Here is an 11880-nt window from a genome sequence, read left to right on the forward strand (position 1 = left end):
TCCTCTCGGACTGAGGGCGGACGGTCAGGCGCGCTTGTAGAAGGGGAGGGCGGCGACGGTGTAGTCCTGGCTGCGGCCGCGGACGTCGACCTGCAGCTCGGTGCCCACCTCCGACAGTCCGCGGTCGACGTAGGCCAGCGCGATCGGTATGCCCAGCGTCGGGGACAGGACGCCGGAGGTGACGACACCGACGGCGGCGTCGTCCGGGCCCAGCACGGTCGCCTCCGCGCGGGCTGCGCGGCGGCCGGTGCCGGTGAGCCCGACGAGGACCTGGTCGGGCTCGTTCTCGGCGAGCGCGGCCAGCGCGTCGCGGCCGACGAACTCCTTGTCGAGGGCGACGACCCTGCGCAGCCCGGCGGAGAACGGGTTGGTCTGCGAGGTCAGCTCATGACCGTAGAGCGCCATTCCGGCTTCCAGCCGCAGGGTGTCGCGGCAGGCCAGGCCCGCGGGACGCAGGTCGTGCTGCTCCCCGGCGGCGAGCAGCGCGTTCCACAACGCCGGCGCCTGCTCGTTCGGGACGTAGAGCTCGAAACCGTCCTCACCGGTGTAGCCGGTGCGCGCGAGCAGGACGTCGATCCCGGCGACCGTCGCGGGCTCCGCCGCGTAGTAGCGCAGCCCCTCGACGACCGGGGCGACGCCGGGCTCGGCGGTGCGCAGCACGTCGGGCGAGTGCGGGCCCTGCACGGCGATCAGGGCGGTCCCGGCCGAGCGGTCGGTGACCTCGACGTCGAAACCCTTGGCGCGGGCGACCAGCTCGGCGGCGTCCTGCCCGGCGTTGGAGGCGTTGACGACGACGAGGAACCGGTCGTCGGCCAGGCGATAGACGACGAGGTCGTCGAGGACACCTCCGTCGGGCGCGCACAGCAGCGAGTACTTGGCGCGGCCGACCTTCACCGCTGACAGCTTCCCGGCCAGCGCGTGGTCGAGGGCCGCGGCGGCCTGTGGGCCGGCGAACTCCACCTCCCCCATGTGGGACAGGTCGAACAGGCCGGCCGAGTTGCGGACGGCGTGGTGCTCGGCGAGGTCGCTGTCGTAGCGGACCGGCATCCGCCAGCCGGCGAAGTCGATGAACGTCGCCCCGAGGCGCTCGTGTTCGGCGTCGAGCGGGGTGCGGACGAGGTCGTCGTTCGCGGTCATGACGTCTCCAGGGCGGGGGTGGCGAAGGCTTCGGGCGGCGGGCACGAGCAGACCAGGTTGCGGTCGCCCTTGGCCCCGTCGATGCGGCCGATCGGCGGCCAGTACTTCGCGCGGCGCAGCTCGGGCACCGGGAAGACCGCCTGCTCACGGGTGTAGGGACGCGTCCAGTCGTCGACGAGGACCACGTCGGCGGTGTGTGGTGCGTTGCGCAGCGGGCTGTCCGCCAGCGGCCACGTCCCGTCGCCGACCTTGTCGATCTCGCGCTTGATGGAGATCATCGCGTCGACGAAGCGGTCGAGCTCGGCCAGCGACTCCGACTCCGTCGGCTCGACCATCAGCGTGCCCGCGACGGGGAACGACAGCGTCGGGGCGTGGAAGCCGTAGTCGATGAGGCGCTTGGCGACGTCCTCGGCGGTGACGCCGGTCCGCTTGGTGATCGCGCGCAGGTCGAGGATGCACTCGTGCGCGACCAGCCCGCCCGGGCCGGTGTAGAGGACCGGGTAGTGCTCGTCGAGACGCCGGGCCAGGTAGTTGGCCGACAGGACGGCGGACGCGGTGGCCTTGGTGAGACCGTCCGGGCCCATCATCGCGATGTAGGCGTAGGTGATCGGCAGGATGCCCGCCGAGCCGTACGCGGCCGCGGAGACGGCGCCGCCCTCGGGGTCGAGCGGGTCGCCGGGCAGGAACGGCGCCAGGTGCGCGCGGACCGCGACCGGGCCGACACCGGGCCCGCCACCACCGTGCGGGATGCAGAACGTCTTGTGCAGGTTCAGGTGCGACACGTCGCCGCCGAACTCGCCCGGCTTGGCCAGCCCCACCAGCGCGTTGAGGTTGGCGCCGTCGATGTAGACCTGGCCGCCGGCCTCGTGGACCAGGTCGCAGACCGTGCGGACCTCCGTCTCGTAGACACCGTGGGTCGACGGGTAGGTCAGCATGATCGCCGCGACGTGGCCGCTGTTCGCCTCGAGCTTGGCGCGCAGGTCGTCGAGCTCGACGCTGCCGTCGGGCGCGGTGGCCACGACGACGACGCTCATCCCGGCGAGGACGGCCGAGGCCGCGTTGGTGCCGTGTGCCGACGACGGGATGACGCACACGGTGCGCTGCTCGTCGCCGCGGCTGCGGTGGTAGTCGCGGATGGCGAGCAGGCCGGCCAGCTCACCCTGCGAACCGGCGTTGGGTTGCAACGACACCGTGTCGTAGCCGGTGATCTCGGCGAGCCACGTCTCGAGGGTCGCGGTGAGCTCGGCGTAGCCGCGGGTCTGGTCGGCGGGGGCGAAGGGGTGCAGCGAGGCGAAACCGGCCTCGCTGATCGGCTCCATCTCGGCGGTCGCGTTCAGCTTCATCGTGCAGGAGCCGAGCGGGATCATCGTGCGGTCGAGCGCGAGGTCGCGGTCCGACAGCAGTCGCAGGTAGCGCAGCATCGACGTCTCGGAGCGGTGCGCCGAGAAGACCGGGTGCGACAGGTAGGGGCTGGTACGCGTCTCCGAGTCGGGCAGCGCGCCCTCCACCGCCTCGACGGGCACCGCGCCGAACGCGGCCAGCACGCGGGCCACGATCGCGTCGGTGGTGACCTCGTCGCAGGCGACCGCGACATGGTCGGAGTCGACGTGGCGCAGGTTGATGCCGTCCTCGGCGGCGGCCCCGACGACCGCGAGCGCGCGGCCGGGGACCTTCGCGGTGACGGTGTCGAAGAACTCGCCGTGCACGACCTCGACGCCCGCGGCGCGCAGGCCGGCCGCGAGGGCGGCGGCGTGGGCGTGGACGCGCTCGGCGATCTCCCGCAGGCCCTGCGGACCGTGGTAGACGGCGTACATCGACGCGACGTTGGCGAGCAGGGCCTGCGCGGTGCAGATGTTGCTCGTCGCCTTCTCGCGACGGATGTGCTGCTCCCGGGTCTGCAGCGCCAGGCGGTAGCCGGGACGGCCCGCGGCGTCCTGCGAGACGCCGACGAGGCGGCCGGGCAGCATCCGCTCGAGTCCACTGCGGACGGACATGTAGCCGGCGTGCGGCCCGCCGAAGAACAGCGGGACGCCGAAGCGCTGGGTCGAGCCCACCGCGACGTCGGCGCCGAGCTCGCCGGGCGGGGTGAGCAGGGTCAGCGACAGCAGGTCGGCCGACACGGTGACGAGCGCGCCCTTGTCCTTGGCCGCGGCGACGACCGGGCGCAGGTCGCGGACGACGCCGGAGGCGCCGGGGGCCTGCAGGACGATGCCGAACACGTCCCCCTCGGTGAGCGAGGCCAGTGCGTCGGGCTGCGAGAGGTCGACGACGTCGACCGGGATGCCGACCGGTTCGGTCCGGGTGCGCAGGACCGAGAGGGTCTGCGGCAGGGTCTCGGAGTCGACGACGACACGCGCACCGGCCGGGGCGGCCTTGTTCGCGCGGTTCATCAGCAGCACGGCCTCGACGACGGCGGTGGCCTCGTCGAGCAGCGACGCGCCGGCGACGGGCAGCGCCGTGAGGTCCTCGACCATCGTCTGGAAGTTGAGCAGCGCCTCGAGGCGGCCCTGGGAGATCTCCGGCTGGTACGGCGTGTAGGCCGTGTACCAGGCGGGGGACTCCAGCATGTTGCGGCGCAGCACCGGCGGGGTGATCGTGTCGCTGTAGCCCAGGCCGATCATCTGGACCATCGCCCGGTTGCGGCCGGCGATCGCGTCGAGCGTGGCGAGGGCGTCCCGCTCGCTCAGCGCGGCCGGCAGGTCGACCGACCGGGCGGCGCGGATGCCCTGCGGCACAGCGGCGTCGACGAGCGAGTCGAGGTCGGCATGGCCGACGACCTCGAGCATCTTCTGCTCTGCGTCGGGATCGGGACCGATGTGACGGTCGGCGAAGATCGACATACGCTCACTCCGAGGTCAGGGGGACAGATGGCACCTGTCGTGCACCGTCTCCCCGCTCTGTCTTCGGACCTGAGAGATTTCGCGGGAGGGAACCCACTTGCCCCGTCGGTGGTCCACCCGGGATCCCGGGAGGAACGCTTTCCAGAGTTGCCTCGCCCCAGCGGTACGGCAGCCTGAGAGATTTCCGGGGAGGATTGCTCCTACGGCTCTGGATACGAACCAGATCTCCCGCTGGGCTTCGAGCAGCGTATGAAGTTGTGAGGCGCACACTATACGCACGCCGGACGGCACGCCAAGGGCGGAGCTGCGCCGTGGTGTCACCGTCACAGGTCCGCGCAGATGGCTCGGTGTCGCGCACTCGTGCGGACCCCGACGTACAAAGCGGTCGCGCCCGGGCGCGCGCCTCGCCTAGCCTCCCCGCGTGACCGGGACGAGGACGTCGGCGGGGCGGGTCCGCGGCGCCCGTGAGCAGGGCGTGACCGTGTTCCGGGGGATCCCGTTCGCGGCGCCGCCCGTCGGCGAGCTGCGCTTCGCCGCCCCGGCCCCGCCCAGCCCGTGGGACGGGGTCCGGGACGCGACGGCGTTCGGGCCGCCGCCCCCACAGACCGGCCGCGCCCCGGGCGGCACCGACTGGCTGACGCTCAACGTCTGGACTCCCGGCCCCGGCCGCGACGGGGGTCTGCCGGTGATGGTCTGGATCCACGGCGGGGCCTACACGATCGGCTCGGCTGATCTGCCCGAGTACGACGGTGCCCGGCTCGCCGCCGGTGGCGTGGTGCTGGTGACGGCGAACTACCGCGTCGCCGTGGAGGGGTTCGCGCACGTCGACGGGGCGCCCGACAACCGCGGCCTGCTCGACCAGGTCGCGATGCTGCAGTGGGTGCAGGAGAACATCCGCGCGTTCGGGGGTGACCCGGCGCGGGTGACGGTGTTCGGGCAGTCGGCGACGTGCTGCCGGTCGCGCCGTGGCAGACACGTCACGACGTGGGCCTGCTCGTCGGCCACACCCGCGACGAGAACCGTTGTTCGTGGTGTTCTTCGACACCGAGCCGGGGGTCGCCGCCTACCCGGAGGAGGACTCGCGCCGGATCTGGCGCGACCACGTCTTCGCGCCGCTGCCCCTGACGGGACCGGGGTGACGACCCGCGGCCGGTGCGCGAGTTCTCGCGAGCCGCGCTCGCTTGCACTTATGCGCATGTCGCAATAGCTTCTGGGGTTGTGAGCAGGAGTCACGACGTCCGGCACGACACGGCCGCGCCCCCCGGTGCTGCTGCGCAGGGACACGGGCACGGGCACGGGCATGGGCACGGCCACGGGGTGTCGGCGAACGCCGACCGGCGCTGGCTGACGATCGCGCTCGTCCTCATCACCGTGTTCATGGTCGGCGAGTTCGTCGTCGGCCTGATCGCCGGTTCGCTGGCCCTGCTGTCGGACTCGGCGCACATGCTCACCGACGCCGCGGCGATCGTGCTGGCGCTCATCGCGATCCGGCTCGCGGCCCGGCCCGCGACGGGCGGCTACACCTACGGGCTGCGGCGCGCCGAGATCCTGTCCGCGCAGGCCAACGGCATCACGTTGCTGCTGCTGGCGGTGTGGTTCGTCTACGAGGGCGTCACCCGGCTGATCGACCCGCCGCCCGTCGAGGGCGGGCTGGTGCTGGTCACGGCGCTGGTCGGGATCGTCGTGAACGTGGCGGCGACGTGGTGCATCAGCCGCGCCAACCGGTCGAGCCTGAACGTCGAGGGCGCCTTCCAGCACATCCTCAACGACCTCTTCGCCTTCGTCGCGACGGCGGTCGCGGGCGTCGTCCTGGTGACCACGGGCTTCACGCGTGCCGACGCGATCGCCGCGCTCGTCGTCGCCACGTTGATGATCAAGGCGGGGTGGGCGCTGGTCCGCGAGTCGGGCCGCATCTTCCTGGAGGCCGCGCCGCGCGGGACCGACCCCGATGCACTGGGGGCCGAGCTCGTCGCGGTGCCGGGTGTCGCGGAGGTGCACGACCTGCACCTGTGGGAGATCACCTCCGGGGAGGCGGCGCTGTCGGCGCACGTCATGGTCCGTGCGGACGCCGACTGTCACGAGGTGCAGAAGGCCGTCGAGGGCATCCTGCGGTCGCGGCACGGCCTGCGGCACACGACGTTGCAGGTCGACCACGCCGAGCCCGGGGTGGACGACCACTGCGAGGAGTCGCACGGCCCGGCGCACCGCGCCCCCACAGCGGAGCCGGCGACCTGAGCACCGGATCGTACGTGCGGATCAACGGCGCCGACCTGTACTCGGAGGTCGACGGATCGGGCGATCCCGTGCTGTTGCTGCACGGCGGCTTCTGCTCGCTGGAGTCGTTGCGGCCGGTGTCGGACGCGCTCGTGCCCGACCGTCGTGTCCTCGCGTTCGAACGGCCCGGCCACGGCCGGTCGGCCGACGTCGACGGGGAGTACGGCTACGAGCGCGGCCTCGCCGACACCGTCGCCTACCTCGACGCGCACGCGCTCGGCAGCGTCGACGTCGTCGGCTACAGCGACGGCGCGATCATCGGGTTGCTGCTGGCGCTGCGGCACCCGGCGCGGGTGCGCTCGCTCGTCGCGATCAGCGCGAACCTCGACCCGTCCGGGTTCACGCACTCGGCCGAGGCCGCCGGGATGCCGGTGCTCGACGCGCAGGAGCCGGCCGAGCCGGGGCCGGACGTCGAGCGCCGGCACTACGACCGGCTCTCCCCCGACGGGCCCGAACACGCGGACGTGGTGCTGCGCAAGCTGTTCCGGCTGTGGACGGAGGAACCGCGGATCGACCCCGCCGCGCTCACCGACGTCACGGCGGCGACGCTGGTGATGTCGGGCGACCGGGACACGATCCGGCCCGACCACAGCCTGCTGATCGCGTCGTCGATCCCGGGGGCGCAGCTGTGCATCGTGCCCGGGACGTCGCACGCGCTGGTCGCGGAGCGCCCCGACCTGGTCGCGGCGCTCGTCAGGCAGTTCGTGTCCGACGCAGCAGCCAGACGAAGTACGGGGCGCCGACCAGCGCGATCATGAGCCCGGCCGGTAGCTGGGCGGGGGCGATCACGGTGCGGCCGAGGGTGTCGGCAACGCACACCAGCAGCCCGCCGAGCAGCATCGACGCCGGGACCACGCGGCCGTGGCCGACCCCGACCAGGCCGCGGGCGAGGTGCGGGGCGACGAGCCCGACGAAGCCGACGACACCGACCGCGACGACGCTGACCGCCGCGAGCACCGCGGCGACGGCGAGCACGCCGAAGCGGGTCCGTTCCACCCGGATCCCCAGCACACGCGGGGTGTCCTCGTCGACGGCGAGCAGATCGAGCCTGCGGCGCATCCCCAGCAGCAGCGGGACCGCGACCACCAGCACCGCCGCGACGGGGACGACGTCGGACAGCGTGCGGCCGTACGTCGTCCCGGACAGCCAGGTGAGGATGCGCGGCGTCTGCCAGGGGTCCGACCGCAGCAGCAGGAACGTCGACACGGCGGAGAGCCCGTAGCCGCACCCGATGCCGACGAGTACGAACCGGTCGGGGAGCAGGCCGCCGCGCCAGGCGAGGACGGCGATCAGCGCGAACGTCGCGAGACCCGCGGCGACGGCGAGGACGACCAGCAGAGCACCGGGCAGCCCGGACGTCACGACGACGACGGCGCCCACGCCGGCGCCCGCGGTGATGCCGAGGATCCCGGGTTCGGCGAGCGGGTTGCGCACCGTCCCCTGGACGACGCACCCGGCCAGCCCGAGCGCCGCGCCGGCGAGGACGGCGGCGGCGACGCGGGGGGCGCGTTCGTCGAGGGCGCGGCCCACGAGATCGGGCGCGAGCCCCTGCAGCCACAGCGTGATGTCGCCGGTGCGCAGCCACAGGCTCCCCGCGAGCAGGCCGGTCACGACGGCCCCGACGAGCAGCGCCGCCGCGGCGAGCAGCACGACGAGGAACCGCCGGCGTGAGCGGATCGCGATCCGGGCGTGCTGCAGCCCGGCCGATCCGGCATCGCGCAGGCGCATCGCCAGGACGACGATCAGGACACCACCCAGCAGCGCCGTCGGCACACCCGTCGGGATCGACGCCGCCCCCTCGGCCCCGAGGATCGCGCGCACCACGGCGTCGGCCAGCAGGACGAGCAGCGCACCGAGCAGCCCGGACGCCGGAATCAGCAGGACGTGCCGGTTGAGGACGCGGACCCGGCCCGCGATCAGCCGGGCGAGCACCGGCGCGCCGAGCCCGACGAACGCGATCGGGCCGGCGAGCGTCACCGACACCGCGGTCAGCAGGACGGCGCAGGCGACCGCGACGACGCGGGTCGAACGGATCGGCACCCCCAGCGACGACGCGGCGTCGTCCCCGAGACCGAGGACGTCGAGGCGCCGCGACAGCAGTAGCGCCACGCACAGCACCGCGACGACGACCGGGGCGGCACGCAGCGAGGCGTCGATGTTGAGCTGGGCGAGCGATCCGCTGCCCCACGCGAACAGCCCGGTGGTCTTCTCCTCGAACAGGATCAGCAGCATCGCTGTCGCGGCGTCGAGCGCCAGCGCGATCGCCGAGCCGGCGAGGACGAGCCGCGTCGTCGCCGTCCCGGCCGCCCGGCCCGCGAGGCCCAGTACGACCGCGGCGGCGACCAGGCCACCGGCGAACGCGACCGCGCCCGACGCCCAGAGCGGGACGGCGAGCCCGAACGCGGCGACGGCGGTGAGCGCGAAGTACGCGCCGGCCGTCACGGCGAGGGTGTCGGGGGCGGCGAGCGCGTTGCGGGTCACCGACTGCAGCAGCGCCCCGGCGACGCCCAGCGCCACGCCGACCCCGATCCCGGCGGCCAGCCGCGGCAGCCGCGAGCCGGTCAGCACGTCGGTGACCGGCACGCCGCCGACGCTCTCCCGCGCACCGGAGAGGGCACGCCACAGGTCGGCCGGCCCGACACCGGAGGTGCCCTGCGTCAGGTGCCACACCCCGACCACGACGACCGCGACCAGCAGCGCGACGAGGACGGCGACCCCGCCGGCGGCCCCCCGGCGCGCCTCGGTGCACGGCGCGTCCGGCCGCGACACCGGGACGGACGCGGGGACCCGCGTCGTGCTCACCCCTTGCCGGTGATCGCGGCGACGTACGCGTCGATCGCCTGCTCGTTGGACAGCGGGCCACCCGCCCCCCAGACGCCGGGCGGGAACGCGTGCGCGCGCCCCTCCTTCACCGCGGGCAGCGAGGTCCAGATCGAGCTCTTCTGCAGCTCGGTGACGTAGCTGTCGGCCGTGTCGTCGTTGGAGTAGAAGAGGTTCGCGCTGCCGACGGCCGTCAGGCCCTCGATGTCGGTCTGGGCCAGGCCGTAGGCCGGGTCGACGCCGCCGCTGCCGTAGGCCTTGTCGATGGCGTCGGTCCAGGCCGGGGTCATCCCGAGCTGCTCGCCGAGCGCGGTGAACAGCGCGCCCTTGCCGTACGGGCGGATCGCGACGTTGCCGCCTTCGATCCAGCCGTCGAAGAACAGGAAGTCCTTGGTCGGGAGCGCGACGGCCGAGACCTTCTGCTTCGCCTCGGCGAGGTGCGCGTCGAACTGCTGCAGCACGACGTCTGCCCGCTCGGTGCGCCCGGTGGCCTGGGCGATCATCGTGAAGACGCCCTTCATGTTGCCGATCGGGTCGGCCGCGTTCGCGCCGAGGGTCGCGAGCACCGGCACGCCGCGCTGCTGGAGCTGGGTGAGCTTCTCGTCGTCGGCGGTGAAGGCCTCGACGATGATCAGGTCCGGGTTCGTGGCGTAGAGGGCGTCGAGGTCGGGCTGCTCACGGGTGCCGACGTCGACCACACCGTCCGGGATCTTCTCCGCGCTGACGTAGGTGCCGTAGCCGCTCTTGTCGGCGACCGCGACCGGGGTGACGCACAGCGTGAGGGTGTCCTCGATCTGCTGCCACTCCAGCACCGCGACGCGCGTCGCGGGCGTCGCGAGCTCCACCTTCCGGCCGACGCCGTCGGTGATCGTGACGGGGCCGGTGGCGGTGGCCGTCCTGTCGTCGGCGCACGACCGGGAGGCCGGGGCCGCGGTGTCCGGCGCGGCGCTCGTGCCGACGTCGGTGGTGCCGCAGGCGGCGAGGGTGGTGGCGGCGACGGCGGCGAGGATCGCCAGCCGACGGATCACCGGTCGACGGGTCATGGGGTGGCCTCTCGGATGGATGATGCGGAACGGGCGGGATGCCGCCCGACGGGATCGATGCGCAGCCGGCCCCGACCGTCGACGCTCACCTCGACCCCGATGTCGTAGACCTCGGCGATGTTCGCCGCGGTGAGGACGTCGAACGGGTCGCCCACGGCGTGGATGCGCCCCGCGGCCATCAGCAGCAGCGTGTCGGCGACGCGGGCCGCCTGGTCGAGGTCGTGCAGCACGACGCCGACGGCGGTGCCGTGGTCGTCGGCGAGGTCGCGCACGAGGTCGAGCGTCTCGGTCCGGTAGCGCAGGTCGAGATGGTTGGTCGGTTCGTCGAGCAGGACGACGCCGGTGTCCTGGGCGAGGCAGGCGGCCAGCCAGACCCGCTGGACCTCGCCGCCGGAGAGCTCCCCGACCGCGCGGTCGGCCATCGGGTGCACCCCGGTGACGCGCATCGCGTGGTCGATCGCGCGCCGGTCGGCGACCGACAGCCCGGCGAACCCCCGCCGGTGGGGATGGCGGCCGAATGCCACGACGTCGCGTACCGCCAGCCCCTGCGGCGCGGGCCGCGACTGGGTGAACAGGGTGACCTCGCGGGCGAACGCGCGGCCGTCGAGCAGCGAGGCGGCGCGGTCGCCGAGGGTGACGCGGCCCTCGTCGACCCGGTGCAGCCGGGCGAGCGCGCGCAGCAGCGTCGACTTGCCGCTGCCGTTGGGGCCGACGAGCGCGGTGACGCGGCCGGGTTCCAGGGTCAGCGAGACGTGGTGGACCACCGCGGTCCGGCCGAACCGCAGCACCAGCTGCTCGCCGGCGAGGACGTGGGGGGATGTGGTCATCGGAGGTGAAGGTCCCGGGATGTGAAGTAAGGCTTGCCTACCTGCGCGACGCTACGGTCCGTGACCGGTGTCCGCAATCCGGACTTCACGACACCCGATACGGGTTTTCGGACGCGGTCAGCCGCGGAACGCGCCCGGCGTCGTCCCCATGACCCGGCAGAAGGCCTCGATGAACGTGCTCGGCTGTGCGTAGCCGAGCCGCACGGACGTCGCCTGCACGTCGTGCCCCTCGGAGAGCAGGGTCAGCGCCGCGTGCACCCGCAGCACCTGCCGCCACTGGACGAACGACAGCCCCGTCGTGACCCGGAACGTCCGGGTGATCGTGCGCTCGCTGATCCCCAGCACCCGGGCCCACTCGTCGAGGGCCCGGTCGTCGGCGGGATCGTCGAGCAGCGCGGTGGCGATCGGGTCGATCCGGGCGTCGCCGGGCAGCTGCAGCGCGAGCTGGCGCGGCGACGGCTCCAGCACGTCGAACACCACGGCCTCCGCCCGCGCGCGGGCCGCATCGTGCAGGTCCGCCCTGGTCAGATGGGTGAGCAGCGACTCCAGCACGGGCGTCATCGTGATCGCCGTCGGCCCGTCGAACGCGACCGGCGTCCGGTCGGGGGCGAAGAAGGCGTCGTGGAACGCGACGTTCGCGGTGAGCCGGCCCGCGTGCGCGACCCCGGCCGGGATCCACAGCCCCGACCCGTCCGAGACGGTGAACACCTGGTCGCCGACGCGGGCCGTCAGCGTCCCGCCGCGCACCCACACCAGCTCGTGCATCGCGTGCGAGTGCGGCTCCCACTCCAGCGGCACGCCCGACGTCTCCGACTCGGCCAGGATGACGTGGCGACCCGCGCGCTCGGGCACGATGCCGTCACTCCGGACGACGGTGCTCGGCTCCCGGCGCCACGCCCCGGAGGCCGTGTCGCGACGGGCCGCCCGGGTCATGGCGCC

The 11880-nt window shown here is 73.5% G+C and carries 9 protein-coding genes and 2 riboswitches; of the genes, 3 read left to right on the forward strand and 6 right to left on the reverse strand.

What is annotated here, in order from left to right:
* Positions 1-24: 24 nt before the first annotated feature.
* Together gcvT and gcvP are read right to left on the reverse strand one after the other, a co-directional pair.
* The gene (gene gcvT, locus PSU4_RS06515) at positions 25-1137 is read right to left on the reverse strand and encodes a glycine cleavage system aminomethyltransferase GcvT (RefSeq protein ID WP_147103460.1); all 1113 of its coding nucleotides are present in this window, start codon (positions 1135-1137) and stop codon (positions 25-27) included.
* On the reverse strand, positions 1134-3977 hold the full coding sequence (gene gcvP, locus PSU4_RS06520) for an aminomethyl-transferring glycine dehydrogenase (RefSeq protein WP_147103463.1): 2844 nt from the start codon (positions 3975-3977) through the stop codon (positions 1134-1136). Before gcvP ends, gcvT begins: the two co-directional genes overlap by 4 nt.
* 47 nt (positions 3978-4024) lie before the next feature.
* A riboswitch (glycine riboswitch) is annotated at positions 4025-4128 on the reverse strand.
* A riboswitch (glycine riboswitch) is annotated at positions 4129-4218 on the reverse strand.
* Positions 4219-4398: 180 nt separating this feature from the next.
* On the opposite strand from gcvP, the gene PSU4_RS06525 reads away from it, so the two are divergent.
* The 3 genes from PSU4_RS06525 (at position 4399) to PSU4_RS06535 (ending at position 7009) form a co-directional block, all read left to right on the forward strand.
* Positions 4399-5184 (forward strand): carboxylesterase family protein, encoded by a 786-nt coding sequence (locus tag PSU4_RS06525; RefSeq protein ID WP_147103465.1) that lies wholly within the window; start codon positions 4399-4401, stop codon positions 5182-5184.
* A 110-nt stretch (positions 5185-5294) separates the two neighbouring features.
* Positions 5295-6212 carry a cation diffusion facilitator family transporter gene (locus PSU4_RS06530; protein ID WP_246114973.1) on the forward strand — a complete coding sequence of 306 codons (918 nt, stop codon included), beginning with the start codon at positions 5295-5297 and terminating at the stop codon, positions 6210-6212.
* Positions 6213-6226: 14 nt separating this feature from the next.
* Positions 6227-7009, forward strand: coding sequence for an alpha/beta fold hydrolase (locus PSU4_RS06535; RefSeq protein ID WP_147103470.1), 783 nt, complete (start codon positions 6227-6229; stop codon positions 7007-7009).
* Here PSU4_RS06535 and PSU4_RS06540 read toward each other — a convergent pair.
* The 4 genes from PSU4_RS06540 to PSU4_RS06555 all read right to left on the reverse strand — a co-directional run bounded on the left by PSU4_RS06540 (position 6945) and on the right by PSU4_RS06555 (position 11874).
* A complete protein-coding gene (locus PSU4_RS06540) occupies positions 6945-9053 on the reverse strand; it encodes an iron ABC transporter permease (protein WP_147103473.1) in 2109 nt (702 codons plus the stop codon). The genes PSU4_RS06535 and PSU4_RS06540 overlap by 65 nt on opposite strands.
* Positions 9050-10114 (reverse strand): iron-siderophore ABC transporter substrate-binding protein, encoded by a 1065-nt coding sequence (locus tag PSU4_RS06545; RefSeq protein ID WP_147103476.1) that lies wholly within the window; start codon positions 10112-10114, stop codon positions 9050-9052. Before PSU4_RS06545 ends, PSU4_RS06540 begins: the two co-directional genes overlap by 4 nt.
* A complete protein-coding gene (locus PSU4_RS06550) occupies positions 10111-10941 on the reverse strand; it encodes an ABC transporter ATP-binding protein (RefSeq protein WP_147103479.1) in 831 nt (276 codons plus the stop codon). The genes PSU4_RS06545 and PSU4_RS06550 overlap by 4 nt, the downstream gene beginning before the upstream one ends.
* 117 nt (positions 10942-11058) lie before the next feature.
* Positions 11059-11874 (reverse strand): helix-turn-helix domain-containing protein, encoded by an 816-nt coding sequence (locus tag PSU4_RS06555; protein ID WP_147103482.1) that lies wholly within the window; start codon positions 11872-11874, stop codon positions 11059-11061.
* Positions 11875-11880 lie beyond the last annotated feature (6 nt).

Source organism: Pseudonocardia sulfidoxydans NBRC 16205, from assembly GCF_007989085.1.
Classification (GTDB): Bacteria; Actinomycetota; Actinomycetes; order Mycobacteriales; family Pseudonocardiaceae; genus Pseudonocardia; species Pseudonocardia sulfidoxydans.

Excerpts from the sequence above, each read along its gene's own strand:
- PSU4_RS06550 (WP_147103479.1), bottom strand. The coding sequence starts at position 10,941 with ATGACCACATCCCCCCACGTCCTCGCCGGCGAGCAGCTGGTGCTGCGG.
- PSU4_RS06545 (WP_147103476.1), bottom strand. The coding sequence starts at position 10,114 with ATGACCCGTCGACCGGTGATCCGTCGGCTGGCGATCCTCGCCGCCGTC.
- gcvT (WP_147103460.1), bottom strand. The coding sequence starts at position 1,137 with ATGACCGCGAACGACGACCTCGTCCGCACCCCGCTCGACGCCGAACAC.
- PSU4_RS06555 (WP_147103482.1), bottom strand. The coding sequence starts at position 11,874 with ATGACCCGGGCGGCCCGTCGCGACACGGCCTCCGGGGCGTGGCGCCGG.
- gcvP (WP_147103463.1), bottom strand. The coding sequence starts at position 3,977 with ATGTCGATCTTCGCCGACCGTCACATCGGTCCCGATCCCGACGCAGAG.